This window comes from Mesorhizobium erdmanii USDA 3471, assembly GCF_000472705.1.
Lineage (GTDB): Bacteria > Pseudomonadota > Alphaproteobacteria > Rhizobiales > Rhizobiaceae > Mesorhizobium > Mesorhizobium erdmanii.
In genome coordinates this window covers 464947-485321 of record NZ_AXAE01000005.1, presented here as the reverse complement: position 1 = coordinate 485321, position 20375 = coordinate 464947, and the positions used below count along the sequence as shown (strand labels likewise).

The following is a 20375-nucleotide window of genomic DNA, read 5'->3' as shown; positions in this document are numbered from 1 at the left end:
CGGCATGCCGCGCTGCAGCGCGCGGTCGGTCGACACATCTGATTCAATCTACGCAAAAACGGACCTATCTTCATGAAATCCCACGTAAAAGCGGTTGTCATAGGCGGCGGCGTCGTCGGCTGCTCGGTTCTCTACCACCTGGCCAAGGCCGGCTGGACCGACATCATGCTGATCGAGCGCTCGGAGCTGACCTCCGGGTCGTCCTGGCACGCGGCGGGCGGCTTCCATACGCTGAATGGCGACCCCAACGTCGCCAAGCTGCAGGCCTACACCGTGCAGCTTTACAAGGAGATCGAGGAGATCTCGGGCCAGTCCTGCTCGCTGCACCTGACCGGCGGCGTTATGATGGCCGACACGCCCGAGCGCATGGACTTCCTGCGCCTTGCCCACGCCAAGGGCCGCTATCTCGGCATGGACACCGAGCTGATCACCCCGTCCGAAGCCAAGGCGATGTTCCCGCTGATGGACGAGACCAACTTCGTCGGCGCCATGTGGGACCCAGTCGAAGGCCATCTCGACCCCTCGGGCACGACCATCGCCTACTCCAAGGCCGCCAAAAAGCTCGGCGCCGAGATCGTGCTGCGCAACCGCGTCGTCGACCTGACGCAGCAGCCTGACGGTACCTGGAACGTCGTCACCGAACAGGGCACGGTCCATGCCGAGCATGTCGTCAATTGCGGCGGCCTGTGGGCGCGCGAGATCGGCCGCATGGTCGGCGTCGAATTGCCGGTGCTGGCGATGGAGCACATGTACCTCTTGACCGAGCCGATGCCGGAGGTCGAGGAGTTCAACAAGTCGACCGGCCGCGAAATGATCGGCGTGCTCGACTTCAAGGGCGAGATCTACACCCGCCAGGAGCGCAACGGCATCCTGCTCGGCACCTACGAAAAGGCCTGCAAGCCATGGTCGCCGGTCAACACGCCATGGGATTTCGGCCATGAATTGCTGCCGCCTGATCTCGACCGCATCGCGCCGTCGCTGGAAATCGGCTTCAAGCATTTCCCCGGCATCGAAAAGGCCGGCATCAAGCAGATCATCAACGGTCCCTTCACCTTCGCGCTCGACGGTAACCCGCTGGTCGGCCCGGTGCAGGGCCTGACCAATTTCTGGTGCGCCTGCGCCGTCATGGCCGGCTTCAGCCAGGGCGGCGGCGTCGGCCTCGCACTGTCGAACTGGATGGTGCATGGCGATCCCGGCTTCGACGTCTGGGGCATGGATGTCGCCCGCTTCGGCGAATGGGCCGGCCTACGCTACACCAACGCCAAGGTGCGCGAAAACTATTCGCGTCGTTTCTCCATCCGCTTCCCCAATGAGGAACTGCCGGCGGCACGCCCGGCGCAGACGACGCCGCTCTACGACACCATGCTGGCCAACAACGCCGTCATGGGCGACTCGTGGGGTCTCGAAACGCCGCTGTGGTTCGCGCCGAAGGGCAAGGAACCGAAGGACATCGTCTCCTTCCACCGCTCCAACGATTTCGGGCCGATCGGCGAGGAAGTGCGGGCCACGCGCGAGCGCGTCGGCGTCACCGAAATCGCCAACTTCGCCAAATACGAAGTGTCGGGACCGGGCGCGGAAGAGTTCCTCAACCGGCTGATGACCAACCGCATGCCGAAGACCGGCCGCATCGTGCTGACGCCGATGATCAACGAATTCGGCAAGCTGATCGGCGACTTCACCATCGCCAAGGCCGGCGAAGACCGCTTCATGATCTGGGGTTCTTCCGCCGCGCAGAAATACCACATGCGCTGGTTCGAAAAGCACCTGCCGAAGGACGGCTCGGTGGGTATCCATCGCTTCGACCAGACGCTGGTCGGCCTGTCGATCGCCGGACCTAAATCACGCGATCTCTTGCAGAAGCTGGTCGATGTCGATATCTCGACCAAGGCCTTCCGCTTCATGGATTTCCGCGAGATGGCGGTCGGCGGCGCGCCGTGCCTGGTCAACCGCATCACCTATACCGGCGATCTTGGCTACGAGATCTGGATGGCGCCAGCCTATGAGCGCCTTGTCTATAAGGCGATCAAGGACGCCGGCGAGGAATTCGGCCTGGTCGATTTCGGCATGCGAGCCCTGCTATCGATGCGCCTCGAAAAGAACTTCCCGACCTGGTTCCGCGAGCTCAGGCCGATCTACGGGCCGTTCGAAGGTTCGATGGACCGCTTCATCAAGCTCGAGAAGAACGACTTCATCGGCCGCGAGGCCGCCGCCAAGGAACAGGCTGAAGGGCCAAAACTGCGCCGTGTCTCCTTCATCGTCGACGCCGCCGACGCCGACGTCATGGGCGACGAGCCGATCTGGGCCAAGGTCAGCAAGGATTATGGTACGGTGGAAAAACCGCATGGCTACGGTGCACCGCGCTTCGACACAGCCGGCAAGGAAATACGTGGCTCCAAGGCTGCCGAAGGCGCATCCGCCGTGCGCGGCATCGTCGATGGCGAATGGCGCGTCGTCGGCTGGGTCACCTCGGGCGGTTATGCCCACTACGTCCAGAAGTCGATGGCGCAGGGCTATGTTCCGGCAGCCCTTGCCGAGGATGAAAGCGCCGGCCTGTTCGAGATCGAAATCCTCGGACATCGCCGCCCGGCCCGCATCAATGTCGAGGCGCCTTTCGACCCGAGCGGCGAGAAGATGCGGACCTGAGGCTCGGTCATGGACAGCGCGGCGCCAAAGGGAAGCTTCGGCCGCCACCGCAAGATCATGCCGTTCGAGCCAGGCTCGATCGAGGCCCTGCGTGACGCCTCCCGCCAGAAGGCGGCGTCACTCAACCAGCATGTGCTGGGCTATGGCGCCAAGGCTGAAGCGGAATGGGCGGCGGCAGGCATTGCCGCCCCCGATCTTCCGGCGATGCGCAAATACCGGCTGGAGCGCATCCGCGCCGAGCTGAAGCGCCGCGGCTATGCCGGCGCCCTGCTCTACGACCCCGTCAACATCCGCTACGCCACCGATTCGACCAACATGCAGCTGTGGGTGGCGCACAATCCGACGCGGCATTGTTTCGTCGCCGCCGACGGGCCGGTGGTGCTGTTCGACTATTTTTCCTGCGAGCATCTGTCCGACCACTCCGGGGTCGTCGACGAGGTACGCCCGGCGGTGTCGTGGATGTATCTCTATGGCGGCGAATTGACCGAGCAGAAAGTCCGCCGCTGGGCCACAAGCATCGCCGATCTGGTGAGAGAGCATGGCGGCGGCAACAGCCGCATCGCTGTCGACCACCTCAATCCCGAAGGCGTCGAGGAACTCGCGCGCCTGGGCATCTCCATCGGCAATGGCGAAGCGGTGATGGAAAATGCGCGGCTGATCAAATCGCCGGATGAGATCCTCGCCATGCGCAGGGCAATCGTCGCCTGCGAAGCGGCGATGGGTGAGATGGAACAGGCGCTGAAGCCGGGCATCTCCGAGAACGAGCTGTGGGCGGAACTGCATCGCGGCAATATCGCGCGCGGCGGCGAATGGATCGAGACCCGGCTGCTGGCGTCGGGACCGCGCACCAATCCGTGGTTCCAGGAGTGCTCATCGCGAAAAATCGAGGCCGGCGATCTCGTCGCCTTCGACACCGACCTGATCGGCCCTTACGGCTTCTGCGCCGACCTGTCGCGCACCTGGCTGTGCGGCGATACCGAGCCGACCAATGAACAGCGCGATCTGTTCCGTATCGCCGCCGACCAGATCGAACACAACACCGACTTGATGCGGCCCGGCATTTCGTTCCGCGACCTGGTCGAGCGCTCGGCGGTGCCGCCAGGAGACTGCTTCCCGACCCGTTATGGCGTGCTTTATCACGGAGTCGGCCTGGCCGACGAATACCCGACCTTGCCGCATGCCAGCGACTGGACTTCAGACACACCCGACGGCGTGCTCGAACCAGGCATGGTCCTGTGCGTGGAAAGCTATATCGGCAGGCTCGGTGGGCGCGAAGGCGTCAAGATCGAGGAGCAGATCCTGATCACCGAGACCGGCAACGAGCAGCTTTCAACCTACCCTTTGGATGCGAGGCTGCTGGGCTAGGCCGGCAAGGGCTTCGCGCATGGCTTGAACTGTCTTTTCCGGCGTCGTCCTGGCCGTGATGAACGGCAGGCCCTTGCGCCGTGCCGTCCAGCCGACGATGACCACTTTCCGAGCCGCTGGTTCGAAACGCTGCGCCAGTGCCCAGCTTTCACAGTCGATAGCCGCGACATCCGCCCTGCCCTCGGCCACGGTGACGATGGAGCCGCGATGGCCGCCACTTTCGCCGCGCGTTGAAAAGATATCGAGGGTTTCGCCGGCCGCTTTCAGGTCGCGTGTCAGCGCGATGATGCCCGACATGGAATCCAGGCTGTTGAACGTGAAGCGCTTGCCACGGATGCGATCAAGCGGAAGCACGGCCTTGCCATCGGCTGGCGACCGAACCTCGTCACCCTCGCCTGCCCGCATCACCAGCGCGCTGGAATAGAGTTCGCCTTGCCCGCCTTCATAGGCGTCGTAGCTTGGCTGGCCGATCACCTGGACATGCTGCGACAGGCCAAGTTCCATGGGCCCCCAGCAGGTCTGCGCGAACAGCAAAGCCGGATGCAGCCAGAGCTTGTGGAAGTCCAGTTCGTCAGGTGGCAAGGTCGCGGGATCGGGTGCGATCAGGTTTCCGGCGGCGTCATGGATGCCGCCAGGCACGGCAGGCAGGTCACCATTGCGGCGAACGATGGCTTCAGGCGCATCCACGCCCCTCTGCCGGAGGGCATCGCGCAGCAGCGCCCACTGCGCGTCGATAGCGTCGCGAACTTCGGGCCAGTCATACATCGGCAACGCCGCAATCAATTCGCTCATGCCGATATCAAATCATCATGTCTGGAGAAAGGATCGCAAAAACGCGCCGTCCAATCAGAATTGGCCGACTCGGGGACCCTGGGTTGCCCGGACTTATTCCTTGGGCGGCTCGGCGGGCACCGGCGCGGTGCCGAGCCCATTGATGCTGTGCGCCCGGATACGCGGCTTGAAAGCCCGGCCGTGCTCGGGTGCGCGCCGCAGCACCGGGTGCACGATCGGCTCCTTCGCCTTGAAGGCGTAGGCCTTGATCAGCGCGAAATAGTTTGGATAGACATAGCCATTGTTCATCCGCAGCCATTCGTCGCGGCTCTCGCGAAACAGCTTGGGCAGTCTGTACCAGGCCGCCGTCGGGGCTTTGTGATGGACAAAGTGCAGATTGTTGTTGAGGAACAGGAGCGACAGCGGCGAGCGCTCGATGATCACCGTACGGCCTTCCGGGTGCTCGGACCACTGATGCTCGGCGAAGGTGCGGATCGCGATCAGCGATTGGCCGAGCCACACCGGCACCAGAATGTAGAGCCACAGCGGAATGCCGAAGCCGAACTGCACGATCGGCGCCACAATGGCGAGGCCGATCGCATGCAGCAGCCAGGCTTTTCGGATCGCCTTGTCGCCGGCCATCATCTCCTTGGCATCGTCGATAAAGAAGCCGATGCAGGACAGCCAGGGGCCGAGGAAGAAACGGCCGGCCATGGTGTTGTTGATCTTGAGCAGGAATTTCATCGTCGGCGGCAACTCGTCATGCTGCCAGAGCGCCTGATAGTAGCTCTCGGGATCGTCGAGCGGATCGGTCAGCCGCTCGTCGGCATGGTGGCGCAAATGCAGCGTCTTGAAGCGCCGGAACGGCCACACCAGGCCGATCGGCAGGAAGACGAAGGCCTCGTTGACCAGCGTGCTGCGCGTCGGATGACCATGTAGCACTTCATGCATGATCGACGACTGCAGTGCCAGGACAAAGCCGAGGAGAAAGAGCGCCACGATGGGATAGGAAGGCCAGAGCAGGAAACCGATGGCAAGCCAAGTTCCGTAACAGAAGAAAGCGAGAGCCGTGGTCGGCCACTCGATGGCCGGTGTGCTGCGTCGCTTGATGCTCTTGCCTGTCATGCTATCGACCACTGCCCCTCAGTCGCCGGAACCCCCAATGGTTCCTGACAGTATAGTGTCAGGAGAAGCGATTCCACTCAACGCGACAAAGTATACAAAATGTTGCGATTGCGCATTTTTAACCGCACATGTTACACATTGTAAACAGTCTTAGGGATTCATTTACGCCTAAGACGCCACGCTGGACCAGTTCGGCGCAAATTTTTCCTCAGGATTCGCGGAGCATGGCGATGGACAAACGGGACCTGTCAGCAATCTTTCGGGAGCGCCTGAAGCTGCTCCTGACACGCTCCGACCTCAACCAGTCGGCATTCGCGTCAGCTGTCGGCATCGATCGTTCGGCACTGTCGCAGCTGATGTCGGGTGCATCGACACGCCTGCCGCGCGCCGAGACGCTGCTCAACATGGCAGCCGAATTCAAGGTGTCGCTCGACTGGCTGCTCGGCCTCAGCCAGGACGAAGGCGTTACCGGCGAAATCCGCGAAAGCCTGGAGATCGAGGAAGCGCCCGACGGTTTCGACCGCACCCTGCTCGCCAAGTGGTTCGCCGAGGCCGCGGGCACCAAGATCCGCTATGTGCCGGCCGGCATTCCCGACCTCCTGCGAACCCGCGCGCTGGTCGATTACGAGGCCAACATCACCAACAGGAGCCGCCTGGCCCAGGCCAGCGAAACCCAGTACCGCATCGAATACAACCGGCGCCCGGAAACCGACATGGAAGTCTGCATGCCGCGCCACACGCTGGAGATTTTTGCGCGTGGCCTCGGCGTCTGGGACCGCTTTTCGGAGGCAGACCGCCGCCAGCAACTCGCCCATATGGCGACACTGCTCGACGATCTCTACCCCACCTTTCGCCTGTTCCTCTATGACGGCCGCATGCGCTATTCGATCCCGCTGACCATCTTCGGCCCCTACCGTGCCGCCATCTATGTCGGCGACATGTATGTGGTGCTGAACGCCACGCAGCCGGTGCAGGCGCTGACCCGGCATTTCGACAATCTGATCCGTGCCGCCGACGTCAATCCGCACGAGGCCGCCGCCTTCGCGCGCAATCTGGCCGGCATGTCGTTTCCGTCGGGCTCTGCCTGATCGATGGCCATCGCCGTATCGACCGGGTCGTCGCCCGCAAATCATTGACTAGACATAAAGACTTCTTTATATCCTTATTCGAATTCGAAACACGAAAGCCAATATGATGACGACGACCAATCCGATCGATGCCCTGCTGGCTGAAAAGGGCGTGCTTCTGGCCGATGGCGCCACCGGCACCAATCTGTTCGCGATGGGCCTGGAGGCCGGCGAGGCGCCGGAACTGCTGAACGAGACAGCCCCCGACACCATCACCAGCCTGCACCAGAACTTCGTCGATGCCGGCGCCGACATCATCCTGACCAACTCCTTTGGCGGCACCCGTCATCGGCTGAAACTCCACCATGCGCAGGACCGTGTGCACGCGCTGAACAAGCGCGCCGCCGAGATTGCGCGGGCCGTCGCCGACAAGGCCGGGCGCAAGGTGATCGTCGCCGGCTCCGTCGGCCCGACCGGCGAATTGCTGGTGCCGCTCGGCGCCATGACCTATGACGAGGCGGTCGACGCTTTTGCCGAGCAGATCGAGGGCCTCAAGGAAGGCGGAGCCGAAGTCGCCTGGATCGAGACCATGTCGGCGCCCGACGAGATCCGTGCCGCCGCCGAAGCAGCCATACGCGTTGGCCTGCCCTACACCTATACCGGCTCCTTCGACACCGCCGGCCGCACCATGATGGGCCTGCTGCCGAAAGACATCCACGGCGTCGTCGACGGCTTGGCGCAAGCCCCGCTCGGCGTTGGCGCCAATTGCGGCGTCGGCGCCTCCGACATTCTGGCATCGCTGCTCGACATGACCGAGGCGAAGCCGCAGGCGACGGTCATCGTCAAGGGTAATTGCGGCATCCCGGAATTCCGCGGCACCGAAATCCATTATTCCGGCACGCCGGAACTGATGGCCGATTATGTGCGTCTGGCCGTCGATGCCGGCGCCAAGATCGTCGGCGGCTGCTGCGGCACCTCGTTTCAGCACCTTGCCGCCATGCGCAAAGCGCTCGATGCCCACACCAAGGCGGATCGTCCGACAGTTGCGGCAATCGTCGAGCGCATCGGTCCGATGCGCAACAAGGTGGCGACGGAAAACACGGCCGAGACAAGCGAAGCCCGCCGCGAACGGCGCCGGGGCCGGGGCTAGAGCTTTTTGATTATTCGCTGTTGTCGGCGTAGCTCGACTGCGCCGACTTGAAATCGACCACGTTGTCGCCGCGCATCGTCATCAGCGCGCCTGATGAAGCCGGATCGGTGATGTGTTCCAGCATGGCGCGGAAGCGGTCGTTGGTCAGCGCCGACATGGCGGTCTTGCGCGCCTGGGCGACGTCATCGCCGATGCGTCTGGTTTCTGCTGACGGGGCTGATGAAACCGCCGAAGTGTCGCGTGCCGGCGATGGCGAGTTGGCGATAGTCGTGATCTGCAATTCCGGCTCCCTCAAGCCTTTAGACATGACCGATGTAGCAACAGGGAGTTGCGATCCGGTACCGGAAATGCCGCGCAATTTAACGATCCCCGCAGATCGCCACAAACCGGCGATCCCACCATCGTCGGGGCAGCTAAATCAACGGCGGAAAAAGCTTCCGCAGGAAGCCATCGAACCAGGCCGCTTGCGCCGCATCATGCAGACTCAAGAGGCGATCCTGCTCCTCGCGAGTTTGTGCGCCCGGCTTGTCGTAATTCGCTGTCGGGCGGTTCTGCACACGCTGAAATCCGGTTGGGGTTACTTCCGCATGGAACTGCAGGCCGTAGACCTTTTCGCCAATCCGAAAAGCCTGATTGGGAAACAGGGCGCTCGAGGCAAGGTGCTGGGCGCCTTCCGGCAGTTCGAACCCATGCCAGTGTGACTGTGTCACATGGATCGGCGCAGGCAGGAAATCTTCCGCGCCCTCAGCCGGGTAAAGTGGATAACAGCCAAACTCATGCACACCGCTTGCCGGCGGACCGACATGCGCGCCGTGAAGCCAAGCAATCTGCTGCGCGCCCTGGCAGATGCCGAGCAAGGGGATGCCGGCATTCATGCAGAAGTCGATAAACCGGTATTCGTCCAGCAAGAACGGATGCAGCGACGTGTCATATACATTGTACATGCCGCCATAAATCACGCCGCCTGCGACGGTATCGTCAGCGTCGAGCGCCTCTCCGGCAAAGGCGCGGCGCAAGACTGGCTCATAGCCGTTCTGCTGGAGGTAGGCGAACACACGGTCGTCTGCGGGCTCGTCGCTGTGCCGCACAAGGACAATGCGTTTCTTCATAGCTTCGCCTTTCATCTCGCCAGAATGGGTGGTGCAAGGCAGCCGCGCAACGAAAAAAGGCCGGCAAGGGAATGAACCCCTCGCCGGCCTGCCTCACCCGCCCGTAGGCCGGCTCCCGTGTCAGAACGACCCCCGTCTGAAAGGAACCGGCAGTATTGCCACTACCGGTTACCGCCCAGCGCCGAGGCAAGACGCACAAGCGAAAGGAACTCGGACCTGTACCCAAACGGGTCGGCTCCTCGGGCGGCGGTGGCAATCTCCATGATCTTGTCGTAACCGAACTTCGCGGTGGCATCCTCGTCGCGCAGCTTCTGGCCGAAGGCGGCGACGGCGACGGAGAAACGCTGGTCGGTGCTGGCCTGGTCGAAGGACGTCACCTCGTTGGCCGAGGTCACCGGCGTGGTGATCAGCTTCGAGACGTCCTCGTTCGGCAGCTTGTAGCGGATCTTGACGAAGGCATACTCGTCCGCATTGGCGACGCCGCCATTGTTGACCGTGGCCTGGCCGTAGCGCAGCGGGTCGATCTGCTCGCCGCCGCTGCCCTTCGGCGTGATCTCGTAGATCGCGGTGACCGAATGGCCCGAACCGATGTCGCCGGCGTCGACGCGGTCATTGTTGAAATCCTCGCGGTTGAGCGCCCGGGTCTCGTAGCCGATCAGCCGATACTCCGAGACCTTGTTCGGGTTGAATTCGACCTGGATCTTCACATCCTTGGCAATCGGGAACAGCGTCGAGGAGGCATCCTCCACCAACACCTTTTCGGCCTCGGCCAGCGTGTCGATATAGGCAGCGGTGCCGTTGCCGTTCTGGGCAATAGTCTGCATCATCTGGTCGTTCAGATTGTCGTGGCCGAAGCCGAACACGGACAGGAAGACGCCCGACTTGCGCTCCTGCTCGATGAGGCGCTTCAAATCATCGTCGTCGCTCTGGCCGACATTGAAGTCGCCGTCGGTGGCCAGCATCACCCTGTTGACGCCGTCCTTGACGAAGGATTTTTGCGCCAGCCTATAGGCTTCCTTGATGCCCGCCTCGCCGGCCGTGCTGCCGCCGGGTGTCAGATTGTCGATAGCATTGAGAATCTTGTCCTTTTCGGAGGCCTTGGTCGGCTCCAGGACCGTGCCCGCTTCGCCGGCATAAGTGACGATGGAAATGGTGTCGTCGGCCTTCAGCTTGCCGACCAGCAGCCGGAATGCCGACTTGAGCAGCGGCAGCTTGTCGGGCTCGTCCATCGAGCCCGAGACGTCGATCAGGAACACCAGATTGGCCTTCGGCTGCTCGGTCGGCTTGATGTCGAAGCCCTTGATGGCGACATGCATCAGCTTGGTGTGCTCGTTCCACGGCGTCGGCATGACGCTGACGGTCGAGTTGAACGGCGTCGAGGCCGAGTCCGGTCCCTTCCAGTCGTAGGGGAAGTAGTTGATCATCTCCTCGACACGCACCGTGTCGGCCTGCGGCACGGAGCCTTCCTTCAGCGAACGGCGCACGAAGGAATAGGAGGCGGTGTCGACATCGATCGAGAAAGTCGAGACCGGATCTTCGAGCGCCGCATGCACCGGATTGGTCTTGAAATCCTGGACGCGGTTGCGGTTCTCCTCCTGCGGCGCCATCTGATCCGCCGGTGCCATGGTCGGCCGCGGCGCCATCAGTTTGGACTCGGCGGCGGGCATGCGGGCGACCCGCGACGTGCTGGGTGCGGCGGTGCCATCGAGTGCGAACTCACCCGTCGGCGCCGGCGGTGCCGGTTCGGCCACTATGCCGCGCCCGAGCGCATCCTGCTGAGCGGAGCCACCGGCGATCGTTGATTCGGACTTCGGCGGCGCGGTCGGCGCGACCAGAACTTCCGTAGCGTCGCGGCTCTCGACATCCGCGTCGGCCTTCTTGTCCTTGGCCGGCTCGGCGGGAGCCTGCTTCACATCGGTCTCCGCCCCGGTCGGCTTCAGCGTCGCCGGCTTGTCGGCCAGCGTCTCCGTGATCTTTTCGTCGCCACCGAATTTGGGCGGCTGTTCCCTCAGCAGATGGAAGGTGGCGTATCCGGCGATCGGCAGGGCGATGAGCCCGGCAAGGGCCGGCGTGGCAATGAGTTTCTTTTGCATGATCTCGCTCCAGAGCTGTTGTGCTCGCTCTGTGAGACGAAGGCCGCCGACCGATCCTTGGGTGGCGGCGGAAATATTTTCCTGATCATACGCGCGCAGGGCGGCCTCGAAGGCCCGCGCCTTCGCACTCTCGCCCGGTGCCGGCACTGCCGCGTCGCGCAGTTTGCTGAGTTCGTTGTCGTCGACCATGGTCACACTTCCCCGGCCGAGCGCATCAGCGTCTTCAGCCGTTTCTTCGCTTCATGGATGTGCCAGGAAACCGTCGTCTCCGAGATCGTCATAGCCTCGGCGGCGGCCGCGTGGCTCAAGCCTTCGCCATAGACCAGCAGCACGGCGTCGCGCTGCTTGTCCGGCAATTGCCGCACCGCGGCCCACAGCGCCTCTGCCGGATCCTCGCTCTCGGCCGGGGCCTCGCCCGAAATCAGCGCATGGACGCCATAGGCCGCGGTCTTGACCGTCTCGCGCGCGGTCTTGCGCATCGTGTCGCGCGCCGCGTTCATCGTCACGGAATAGAGCCATGTCGTGAAAGCGCCGCCACCGCGATAGTCGCGGATCGCCTTGCCGAGCCGGACGCAGACTTCCTGGGCAATGTCTTCGGCATCCGCTTTCTTGCCGCACCAGCGATAGGCGGCGCGATAGACGAAGTCGTAGTGGCGCTCCAGCAATGTGCCGAAGGCCCCCCTGTCTCCGCCCTTCGCCCGCCCGATCAGTTCGGCGTCGGAGGCTTCGCTCTCATCCAGCATCATTGCCATCATTTGCCTGTTGGACGAAGGCTAATGGCTGATCCTTGGGGTGATGCAAAGATTTTTTTGGCGAGCACTCCTGTCCTTCTCTCCGTTCATGGGGAGAAGGTGCCCCGAAGCGGCGGATGAGGGGCAGCGCGACTTTCGAAAGCCTGCTCTACTTCACTACCAAGCTGGACTTACTCACGGCACAATCGCTTATCCTAGTGTCTCCGCAAACAGCGCAATCAGCCTTTGCCAATGCCGCTCGGCGCCGGCTTCGTTGTACACGCCATGGTCCGGCACGCACCAGCCATGCGCCATGCCGACATAATTCTCCAGCACATGGTCGACTTCGGCATTGCGCAGCGCCTCCTCCAGCCGGGTCGACTGCTCCGGCGGGAAACTCCTGTCGACGCCGGCCATGCCGACATAGACCCGGGCCTTGATGGACGCCGACTTGCGGTGTGGGCTGTCGGCGGCATCGCTGGCCAGATTGCCGCCATGGAAGCTGGCGGCGGCCCTGATCCTGTCCGGGTAGCTCGCGGCGGCGTTCAGCGCCCGCGCGCCACCCATGCAATAGCCCACGGTGCCGATCGGACCCGTAACGCCTTCGCCGGCCAGCGCATCGAGAAAGGCGGCGCTGTCGCTGATGGTCATCTCCTGCGTCGTGCCGGTGACCAGCGCCATCAGCGCCACTTTCGTCTCTTCTACCGTAAAAGCCGTCCTGGCATCGAACGGCCCGTAAGGCGCGTTGCGATGGAACAGGTCCGGCACCAGCACCGCATAGCCCTCGCCCGCCAACCGCTCGGCCATGCCATCGAGCGCCGGGCGCGGACCGAACGCGTCCTGGTAGAGAATGACACCGGCCTTCGCCGGAGAAGCCTTGGCCGAACGGAACAGGCCCGCCTTCGCCACGCCGTCACGGGTCTTGATCTGAAGGTCCTGCTTCGTCATTGCCTGCTCCGTTGATCAGATGCGCGATACATATCCGCGCGAGCCGCCACGGCAAGGCGTTCCATGAGCCTGTCGGTCAAGATTTCGTGCGGGATCGCGTGACGCGTTGCAGATTTCGCAGGCTGCGACGTGGAAGGCTTGGATCAGCCTTCCCCCTCGATGCGAATGGTCCTTGCGCCGACATGCAGGGCTCGTCCGGCGCCGAACCCCATGACCGCGACGCCAAGCCCAAGCGCGACGAACAGGTAGGCCGATTCAGAGAAACTGCCTGTCCAGCCGCGGATCAGCCCCACCAGCAGCGGGCCGGTTGCCGCAAGCACATAGCCAACACCTTGTGCCATACCCGAAAGATGCGCAGCGACATGCGAATCCGGCGACCGCAGCACGATCAGGGTCATGGCGGCGGCGATCAGGCCGCCCTGCCCGATGCCTTGCAAGATCGCCCAGAAAAGCACGGTCGAGGTCGGCGCGAACAGAATGCCGAGGAGCGCAACCACCGCAATGACGACGAGCGCAACGTTGATGCCGCGCTGGTCCTTGAGCCGTACGGCGATGGAGGGGACGGCAAGGCAGGTGATGACTTGCGCCATCACCGAGAGCGAGGCGACGGCACCGGCGCTGGCCGCGTCGAAGCCACGCTCGCGCAGGATCGGCGCCAGCCAGCCGAAGATGCAATAGGCAAGCGCCGACTGCAGCCCCATGAACAGCGTCACCTGCCAGGCCAGGCGATCGCGCCACAGGCCGACGACGCGAAAACCGCGATGGCTGACTTGCCGCCGGCTGCCCAGCGCCTGCGGGATCCAGATCAGCAGCACCAGCAATGTCGGCACCGCCCACGCCGCAAGAGCGCCTGACCACGAACCCGTGACAAGATGCTCGATCGGCAGGGTGAGACCGGCGGCAGCGGCCGAACCGGCGCAGAGCGCCATGGTGTAAAGGCCGGTCATGACGGCGGCCCGGTCGGCGAAATCACGCTTGACCAGGCCGGGCAAAAGCACGTTGCCGATGGCAATGGCGCCGCCGGCGAGGAAAGTGGCGACAAACAGCAGTGGCACCGAGCCGAACCAGCGCAGGCCGGTTCCCAGCGCCAGCAGCACAAGCGCACCGAGCAGAGTGCGCTCCGCCCCGTAGCGCTGGGCGAGCCTGGGCGCAAAGGGGGCGAACAGGCCGAGACACAGCACCGGAAGCGTGGTCAGCAGGCTGGCGCCGGTCGTCGAAAGACCGGTCGCCTGCATCACCTCGGGCAACAGCACCGACAGGCTGGAAAACAGCGGCCGCAGATTGAAGGCGATCAGCACCAGGCTTGCACCAAGCACGATGCGCGCGGCACGGCTGCGTGGCTCGGGTGGCTGCGGCTGCGGCAGGCTATCGGCTTCGGCATCGATGAGCTCCAGTCCCTCGACGGCCCTGGATTGAACCGTCGGGGCGGGCTGACGAAACGTCTGGTTCATTGGCAAAGCAGTCTTTCAAGTTGGGCAAGCACCGGCGCCATGAAAGCGCGAACGGCGGCAACCGCGCGGTCGGGATCGCTTGCGGCGATCGCGTCGACGATTGCCGCGTGCGCCTGCTGGTCCGGCTCGGGCAGTTCGCCGTCGATGGTGGCATGGATGGTTTCGGTGATGGCGGCGGTGAAGAAGTCGTAGAGCTCCATCATCGCCCTGTTGCCGGAAGCCGCGACGACCGATTTGTGGAAAGCGAGGTCGCGCCGGATGAAGGCTTCGCTGCCGCCATCGGCGACCGTGCCGCGCTCAGCCAGAAGCCGGCGCATCTGGTCGAGATCGGCGGGCGTGCGGCGCAAGGCGGCCAACCGTGCGGCCTCCAGGTCCAATGCCGCCCGCGCCTCCCATTGATCGCGCAAACCGGTGCGTTTGACCCGGTCGAGAGCTGCGGAAGAATCGACAGTCGAGCGCACATAGGTGCCCGAGCCCTGGCGCGTATCCAGCAATCCCTGGGAGACGAGCACCCGCACCGCCTCACGCACCGTGCCGCGGCTGACCGACAGAAGATCGCTGAGAGCCGCCTCATTGGGGATGCGCTCGCCGATACCCCAGCGGCCGCCGATGATCTCGGCCCGCAGGCTGCCGGTGGCGCTGTCGGTGAGATTGGTTCTGCTGGCAGGTTGCATAGGCCTATTCATCAAGTCATCTGATGACTTGATGAATAGGCCTACTTTTGGCACCCGTCAAGGTGCTCATCGGAAACGGACACACACCGTGCAATGGCGTCGATCACCTGGCGGCCCGTGCAAAGCTCGCCATGTGAAAAGCCTGGATTTCAGGCGGATAGCGGTATTGCGTGCCATAGGGGCAGGCGTTGCGGTCGAGGCAGCCGCCGCTCCGGCACGCCTCGCCATTGGCTCCCCGCACGTGCGCCAGGCAGGCCTGGTAGGCGAAGCCTTCCCCGGAATAGGCTTCGACCGGACAGGATTTCAGGCAAGGTTTTTCGACGCAGGTATCGCAGGGATGGAGCGCCTCGCCATGCTCCGGAACCGCGATCTCGTCCTCGAACAGCAGCGCGCCGCGATAGGCATGCCAAAGCCCGTATCGCGGATGCATGAGAATACCGATCGGCGACGGTTTTAGCCCCTCTGCCCGAACAGCCCATTGCTGGAATGGCCAATAGGGCTTGTCCGAGGGTGAAACCGGCCGCGCGCCGAATGCTTCGGCCACATTGCCGATGACCTGTCGAGACCACGTATCCAACGGATTGGCGATTGTCTGTGGTTGCTGCACTCGCCAATGCATAAAATGCGGCCAAGGTGCAGCGCCCGCCTGCCCCACCAGCAGCACCGACCTTGCCGCCGCGCCATCGGGAGCATTCTCGCCATCAGGGAAAACAAAACCGCCGCGCAAGATAAGGCCATCGGCGGCAAGCGCGGCCGTGATCTCCTCGATCATGCCGCGCGCAAGAGTCATCCCTTCTTGTCCGGATCGGAGAAGGCGCTCCGCCAGACTTCCTTGTGGATGATGTTGGCGACTTTAGCCCCGCCTGACTCGGGCTCCTTTCAAGTGAAGGCGTCGGGCATCGACCCCTTCTTCTGGGCGATGAAGTCCTTCAGGGCCTCGTCGATCGACGGATCGAGATGCGGCGCCTCATAGCTTTCCAGCCAGCGGCGGGCGAGATCGTTGGCGCGCTGCGGCGCGGTCTTCTCGCCTTCGGCCAGCCACTGCTCGTAGGAATTGTTGTCGGCGATGTTGGAGCGGTAGAAGGCGGTCTGGAAATTGGCCTGGGTGTGGTCGCAGCCGAGATAGTGGCTGCCCGGGCCGACCTGGCGGATGGCGTCCATCGCCTGGCCGTTTTCCGACAGGTCGACGCCCTCGGAGAATTTCTGCTGCATGCCGAGTTGGTCGATATCCATCATGAATTTTTCATAGCAGGAGGCCAGCCCACCCTCCAGCCAGCCGGCCGAGTGGAGAACAAAATTGGTGCCGGCCAGGATGGTCGAGTTCAGCGTGTTGGCACTTTCATAGGCCGCCTGCGCATCCGGAACCTTCGACGCGCACAGCGATCCGCCGGTGCGGAACGGCAGGCCGAGCCGGCGGGCGAGTTGGGCAGCGCCATAGGACACCAGCGACGGTTCCGGCGTGCCGAAGGTCGGCGCGCCCGACTGCATGGAGATCGACGAAGCAAAAGTGCCGAACAGCACCGGCGCGCCGGGACGGATGAGCTGCGTGAACGATGCGCCGGCCAGCACTTCGGCCAGGACCTGCGTCAGCGTGCCGGCGACCGTCACCGGGCTCATCGCGCCGGCGAGGATGAATGGTGTGACGATGCAGGCCTGATTGTGGCGCGAATAGACCTTCAGCGCACCAAGCATGGTCTCGTCGAACACCATCGGCGAGTTGGCGTTGATCAGGCTGGTCAGCACCGTGTTGTTTTCGACGAAATCGTCGCCGAAGACGAGCTTGGCCATGGCGACGGTGTCCTCGGCGCGTTCAGGCGCGGTCACCGAGCCCATGAACGGCTTGTCCGAATATTTTATGTGCGAATAGATCATGTCGAGATGGCGCTTGTTGACCGGCACGTCGACAGGCTCGCACACCGTGCCGCCCGAATGGTGGATCGAAGGCGCCATATAGGCGAGCTTCACGAAATTCCGGAAATCCTCGATCGTCGCATAACGCCTGACGCCGTCGAGATCGCGCACGAAGGGCGGGCCATAGACCGGCGCGAAAACCGTGGCGTTGCCGCCGATCTGCACCGAGCGCTCGGAATTGCGGGCATGCTGGGTATAGACGGACGGCGCCGTCTTCAGCAGCGAACGGCAAAGACCCTTCGGGAAATGCACGCGCTCGCCCTTGACATCGGCGCCGGCCTCTTTCCACAGCTGCAGCGCTTCGGCGTCATCGCGGAAGATGATGCCGATCTCTTCGAGCACCGTATCGGTGTTCTTCTCGATCAGCGCCAGGCCTTCCTCGTCGAGCACCTCATAGATGTTGATCTTGCGCTTGATATAGGTGAGCTGCGTGCCCGGTCCGCCGCCGGAACGCGCCGCGCGCCTGGCCGCCGCTCCGCCGCTGGCACCGCGCCCACGCCGCGCGTTTGACGCTTCCTGGTCGACTGCCGCGTGTTCGCTCATGATCGCTCTTCCCTGAATATGGCCGGCCTGAATCCGGCCGGTCCGTAACCGTTGCGGCCGCATGGCGCGGCTTTCGCCCGGATCGTAGCCATGCACCCTATTCGAAACGGCCCGTCCGCGCCAACGCCTGTCGCAAAATCGACAAGAAAACCAATAGATTTTCCAGTCGCTTTCCTTTTGCGGGAAGTCGCAAATCAGCTATGGATAGCCGCCCGTTGCGGGTTAGGTATGAACGCCAATATTTTGTGCCTTGCGACACAGTCGCGATGCCGTGAGGAGCTGGATTAAAATGTCCGACGACGAGATCATCCTTTCTGAACTTTCCGACGACGAGTTGGTGCAGCAGATGCACGACGACCTTTATGACGGGTTGAAGGAAGAGATCGAGGAAGGCACCAACATCCTGCTCGAGCGCGGCTGGGTCCCTTACAAGGTGCTGACCGAAGCGCTGGTCGAAGGCATGCGCATCGTCGGCGAGGACTTTCGCGACGGCATTCTTTTCGTTCCCGAAGTGCTGCTCTCGGCCAACGCCATGAAAGCCGGCATGCACATCCTGCGGCCGCTGCTCGCCGCCACCGGCGCGCCCAAGCAGGGCAAGATGGTGATCGGCACCGTCAAGGGCGACATCCACGACATCGGCAAGAACCTGGTCGGCATGATGATGGAGGGCGCTGGCTTCGACGTCATCGACCTCGGCATCAATAACGCGGTCGAGAAATATCTCGATGCCATCGAGCAGCATCAGCCCGACATCATCGGCATGTCGGCGCTGCTCACCACGACCATGCCGTACATGAAGGTCGTCATCGACACGATGAAGGAAAAGGGCATTCGCGACGACTATGTCGTGCTCGTCGGCGGCGCGCCGCTCAACGAGGAATTCGGCAAGGCCGTCGGCGCCGATGCCTATTGCCGCGACGCCGCGGTGGCGGTCGAGACCGCCAAGGACTTCATGAAGCGCAAGCATAACGTGCGCGCGTCGGCCTGATCCAAGGCATCAGGTTGGACAGACAGAAAAAGCCGCGCCTTGCAGCGCGGCTTTTTTGTTACCAGATGAGGATATGATTGCCGGCAACGAAAGCCGTTTCAGCTCAGATCATGGCCAAGGTTCAAAAAACACAAGCGAATGAAGCGGACAGGCTGCTGGTCATCGCCTGCGGGATGATTGCGCGCGAGGTATTGGCCGTCAAGGAACAGCTCGGGCTGGATCACCTTGACCTGACCTGTTTGCCGGCGGAGTTTCATTTCTATCCCGACCGCATCGCGCCCGCCATGGACAAGGCGATCGGGAAGGCCAAGGCAGAAGGCTATGAGCACATCTTCGTCGGCTATGCCGATTGCGGCACTGGTGGCCTGCTCGACCGCGTCATCGAGAAACACGGCGTCGAGCGCATGGCCGGCCCGCACTGCTTCGCCTTCTATCAAGGCATGGACGCCTATGCGAAGGTCGCCGACGACGACATGATGTCCTTCTACATGACGGATTTTCTCTGCCGCCAGTTCGATGCCTTCTTCATGAAGCCGCTCGGTCTCGACAAGCACCCGGAACTGATCAAGGACTATTTCGGCAACTACGAGAAGCTGATCTACCTCGCCCAGACCGACGATCCCGAGCTGGACAAGGTCGCGGAAAAGGCCGCAGCCCTGCTTGGCCTCGCCTATGAGCGGCGTTCGACCGGCTATGGCGACCTGACGCCCGAGCTGGCGCGGGTCGCCGCCAACGCGTGAAAACGGCTAGGAAGCTCCTTCTTCCGCCCGTAACTGCGCCAGCACATCGATAAAACTCGTCTTGCAGACGAAGCCCAGCCTGTCCCTTGCCCGCGACGCGTCATAGACCCGGTCGATGGAGGAAAACATCGTCCAGCCCTTGCGCGCGTAGAGCGCCGCGAAGTCCGGGAAATAGCGCCCGACAACCGATGGCGCATCCCTGATCAGCGCGTCGCAGTCGTCGGGCTGGAACGGTGTCGGCGCACAGACGATGAAAACATCGAAGCCGAGCTGCGGCGCCTGTTCCAACGCAAGGACATGAGCCTCGGCCGCATCCTCCACGGTCAGCCGCCGGAACAGCAATTCGTTGGCCTTGGTATTGGCATCCGATTGTTCGATCGCATGCGCCATGTCGTCGGCTTCGGGAAAGAAGCGGGCCGTGCGCAGGACGACCACCGGCAGGCCGTGCTGAAGATGATAGAGGCGGCAGAGGTGTTCGGCCGAGAACTTGGTGACGCCATAGATGTTGCGCGGTTCGGGCGACATCGCTTCGGTCAGCCAGGCCGCCTTGCGGGCGCCGCCCTTGAAGCCGTCGCGTATCGCCTGCGAAATCATCAACGAGGTCGTCGAGGTGAAGACGAAGCGCTGCACGCCGCTCGCCACCGCCGCGTCGAGCAGGTTCAGCGTGCCCTGCACATTTGTGGCGACGAAATCGCTGTTGGCGCGGCTCTCTATATTGGGCTTGTGCAGCGCGCCGCTGTGAATGATGGCTTCGATACGATTATCGCCCACCGCCCGCATGACCAGAGCCCGATCGGCGATCGAGCCGATCACCTGGGTTTCAACAGATGGAACCGGGTCCAGGCCGGTCACCTCATGGCCAAGCGCGCGCAGGCGCGGCGCCAGCGCGCTGCCCAGCCAACCCGATGATCCCGTGAGCAAGATTCGCGTGCGTCACACCATGATTTTTGACTGTGACGCTGTTAAGCACGGATGACAGGCGCGAGCGACCCGATAAAATCAGGCATCGGTCGGCAGCCGCGCCGTTCCGGACATTAACTGCCATTTTTATCGACCGCCATTTTCA

At 63.1% G+C, this 20375-nt stretch carries 18 protein-coding genes; 6 read left to right on the top strand and 12 right to left on the bottom strand.

Going from position 1 to position 20375, the window contains the following annotated elements; translation table 11 throughout:
- Positions 1 to 72: 72 nt before the first annotated feature.
- Positions 73 to 2643, top strand: coding sequence for a GcvT family protein (locus A3AU_RS0102320; RefSeq protein ID WP_027051360.1), 2571 nt, complete (start codon positions 73 to 75; stop codon positions 2641 to 2643).
- A gap of 9 nt (positions 2644 to 2652) precedes the next feature.
- Entirely contained in the window at positions 2653 to 4008 is a 1356-nt protein-coding gene (locus A3AU_RS0102315; protein ID WP_027051359.1) for a M24 family metallopeptidase, read from the top strand.
- Here A3AU_RS0102315 and A3AU_RS0102310 read toward each other — a convergent pair.
- The gene (locus A3AU_RS0102310; RefSeq protein WP_027051358.1) at positions 3973 to 4800 is read right to left on the bottom strand and encodes a phosphate/phosphite/phosphonate ABC transporter substrate-binding protein; all 828 of its coding nucleotides are present in this window, start codon (positions 4798 to 4800) and stop codon (positions 3973 to 3975) included. The two genes, A3AU_RS0102315 and A3AU_RS0102310, sit on opposite strands and share 36 nt — an antisense overlap.
- Before the next feature lie 93 nt (positions 4801 to 4893).
- Positions 4894 to 5904 (bottom strand): fatty acid desaturase, encoded by a 1011-nt coding sequence (locus A3AU_RS0102305; RefSeq protein ID WP_027051357.1) that lies wholly within the window; start codon positions 5902 to 5904, stop codon positions 4894 to 4896.
- A 230-nt stretch (positions 5905 to 6134) separates the two neighbouring features.
- On the opposite strand from A3AU_RS0102305, the gene A3AU_RS0102300 reads away from it, so the two are divergent.
- Together A3AU_RS0102300 and bmt are read left to right on the top strand one after the other, a co-directional pair.
- Complete coding sequence (locus A3AU_RS0102300) at positions 6135 to 6992, top strand: helix-turn-helix domain-containing protein (protein WP_027051356.1); 858 nt, start codon at positions 6135 to 6137, stop codon at positions 6990 to 6992.
- A gap of 106 nt (positions 6993 to 7098) precedes the next feature.
- Positions 7099 to 8121 carry a betaine--homocysteine S-methyltransferase gene (bmt, locus tag A3AU_RS0102295; protein WP_027051355.1) on the top strand — a complete coding sequence of 341 codons (1023 nt, stop codon included), beginning with the start codon at positions 7099 to 7101 and terminating at the stop codon, positions 8119 to 8121.
- 10 nt (positions 8122 to 8131) lie between these two features.
- Here the strand turns inward: bmt and A3AU_RS1000000139470 are convergent, their stop codons facing one another.
- The 9 genes from A3AU_RS1000000139470 to A3AU_RS0102250 form a co-directional block, all read right to left on the bottom strand.
- A complete protein-coding gene (locus A3AU_RS1000000139470; RefSeq protein ID WP_244277592.1) occupies positions 8132 to 8479 on the bottom strand; it encodes a hypothetical protein in 348 nt (115 codons plus the stop codon).
- Between the two features lie 55 nt (positions 8480 to 8534).
- Positions 8535 to 9230, bottom strand: coding sequence for a glutamine amidotransferase-related protein (locus A3AU_RS0102285; protein WP_027051353.1), 696 nt, complete (start codon positions 9228 to 9230; stop codon positions 8535 to 8537).
- Between the two features lie 161 nt (positions 9231 to 9391).
- Positions 9392 to 11512, bottom strand: a complete 2121-nt coding sequence (locus A3AU_RS0102280; protein ID WP_027051352.1) for a VWA domain-containing protein — start codon at positions 11510 to 11512, stop codon at positions 9392 to 9394.
- 2 nt (positions 11513 to 11514) lie between these two features.
- A complete protein-coding gene (locus A3AU_RS0102275) occupies positions 11515 to 12075 on the bottom strand; it encodes an RNA polymerase sigma factor (RefSeq protein WP_027051351.1) in 561 nt (186 codons plus the stop codon).
- 189 nt (positions 12076 to 12264) lie between these two features.
- On the bottom strand, positions 12265 to 13002 hold the full coding sequence (locus A3AU_RS0102270; RefSeq protein WP_027051350.1) for a dienelactone hydrolase family protein: 738 nt from the start codon (positions 13000 to 13002) through the stop codon (positions 12265 to 12267).
- A gap of 143 nt (positions 13003 to 13145) precedes the next feature.
- A complete protein-coding gene (locus A3AU_RS0102265; protein ID WP_027051349.1) occupies positions 13146 to 14453 on the bottom strand; it encodes a CynX/NimT family MFS transporter in 1308 nt (435 codons plus the stop codon).
- Positions 14450 to 15127 carry a FadR/GntR family transcriptional regulator gene (locus A3AU_RS0102260; protein WP_027051348.1) on the bottom strand — a complete coding sequence of 226 codons (678 nt, stop codon included), beginning with the start codon at positions 15125 to 15127 and terminating at the stop codon, positions 14450 to 14452. Before A3AU_RS0102260 ends, A3AU_RS0102265 begins: the two co-directional genes overlap by 4 nt.
- A 103-nt stretch (positions 15128 to 15230) precedes the next feature.
- Positions 15231 to 15917, bottom strand: coding sequence for a 4Fe-4S dicluster domain-containing protein (locus A3AU_RS0102255; RefSeq protein WP_027051347.1), 687 nt, complete (start codon positions 15915 to 15917; stop codon positions 15231 to 15233).
- An 89-nt stretch (positions 15918 to 16006) separates the two neighbouring features.
- Positions 16007 to 17581, bottom strand: a complete 1575-nt coding sequence (locus A3AU_RS0102250; protein WP_027051346.1) for a trimethylamine methyltransferase family protein — start codon at positions 17579 to 17581, stop codon at positions 16007 to 16009.
- A gap of 289 nt (positions 17582 to 17870) precedes the next feature.
- On the opposite strand from A3AU_RS0102250, the gene A3AU_RS0102245 reads away from it, so the two are divergent.
- Together A3AU_RS0102245 and A3AU_RS0102240 are read left to right on the top strand one after the other, a co-directional pair.
- On the top strand, positions 17871 to 18569 hold the full coding sequence (locus tag A3AU_RS0102245) for a corrinoid protein (RefSeq protein ID WP_027051345.1): 699 nt from the start codon (positions 17871 to 17873) through the stop codon (positions 18567 to 18569).
- A gap of 110 nt (positions 18570 to 18679) precedes the next feature.
- The gene (locus tag A3AU_RS0102240) at positions 18680 to 19309 is read left to right on the top strand and encodes a DUF1638 domain-containing protein (protein ID WP_027051344.1); all 630 of its coding nucleotides are present in this window, start codon (positions 18680 to 18682) and stop codon (positions 19307 to 19309) included.
- A gap of 6 nt (positions 19310 to 19315) precedes the next feature.
- On the opposite strand, the gene A3AU_RS0102235 is transcribed toward A3AU_RS0102240, so the two are convergent.
- Positions 19316 to 20230 (bottom strand): NAD-dependent epimerase/dehydratase family protein, encoded by a 915-nt coding sequence (locus A3AU_RS0102235; RefSeq protein ID WP_245235396.1) that lies wholly within the window; start codon positions 20228 to 20230, stop codon positions 19316 to 19318.
- Between the last annotated feature and the right edge of the window lie 145 nt (positions 20231 to 20375).

Excerpts from the sequence above, each read along its gene's own strand:
- A3AU_RS0102320 (WP_027051360.1), top strand. The coding sequence starts at position 73 with ATGAAATCCCACGTAAAAGCGGTTGTCATAGGCGGCGGCGTCGTCGGC.
- A3AU_RS0102315 (WP_027051359.1), top strand. The coding sequence starts at position 2,653 with ATGGACAGCGCGGCGCCAAAGGGAAGCTTCGGCCGCCACCGCAAGATC.
- A3AU_RS0102310 (WP_027051358.1), bottom strand. The coding sequence starts at position 4,800 with ATGAGCGAATTGATTGCGGCGTTGCCGATGTATGACTGGCCCGAAGTT.
- A3AU_RS0102305 (WP_027051357.1), bottom strand. The coding sequence starts at position 5,904 with ATGACAGGCAAGAGCATCAAGCGACGCAGCACACCGGCCATCGAGTGG.
- A3AU_RS0102300 (WP_027051356.1), top strand. The coding sequence starts at position 6,135 with ATGGACAAACGGGACCTGTCAGCAATCTTTCGGGAGCGCCTGAAGCTG.
- bmt (WP_027051355.1), top strand. The coding sequence starts at position 7,099 with ATGACGACGACCAATCCGATCGATGCCCTGCTGGCTGAAAAGGGCGTG.
- A3AU_RS0102285 (WP_027051353.1), bottom strand. The coding sequence starts at position 9,230 with ATGAAGAAACGCATTGTCCTTGTGCGGCACAGCGACGAGCCCGCAGAC.
- A3AU_RS0102280 (WP_027051352.1), bottom strand. The coding sequence starts at position 11,512 with ATGGTCGACGACAACGAACTCAGCAAACTGCGCGACGCGGCAGTGCCG.
- A3AU_RS0102275 (WP_027051351.1), bottom strand. The coding sequence starts at position 12,075 with ATGGCAATGATGCTGGATGAGAGCGAAGCCTCCGACGCCGAACTGATC.
- A3AU_RS0102270 (WP_027051350.1), bottom strand. The coding sequence starts at position 13,002 with ATGACGAAGCAGGACCTTCAGATCAAGACCCGTGACGGCGTGGCGAAG.
- A3AU_RS0102265 (WP_027051349.1), bottom strand. The coding sequence starts at position 14,453 with ATGAACCAGACGTTTCGTCAGCCCGCCCCGACGGTTCAATCCAGGGCC.
- A3AU_RS0102260 (WP_027051348.1), bottom strand. The coding sequence starts at position 15,127 with ATGCAACCTGCCAGCAGAACCAATCTCACCGACAGCGCCACCGGCAGC.
- A3AU_RS0102255 (WP_027051347.1), bottom strand. The coding sequence starts at position 15,917 with ATGACTCTTGCGCGCGGCATGATCGAGGAGATCACGGCCGCGCTTGCC.
- A3AU_RS0102250 (WP_027051346.1), bottom strand. The coding sequence starts at position 17,581 with ATGAGCGAACACGCGGCAGTCGACCAGGAAGCGTCAAACGCGCGGCGT.
- A3AU_RS0102245 (WP_027051345.1), top strand. The coding sequence starts at position 17,871 with ATGTCCGACGACGAGATCATCCTTTCTGAACTTTCCGACGACGAGTTG.
- A3AU_RS0102240 (WP_027051344.1), top strand. The coding sequence starts at position 18,680 with ATGGCCAAGGTTCAAAAAACACAAGCGAATGAAGCGGACAGGCTGCTG.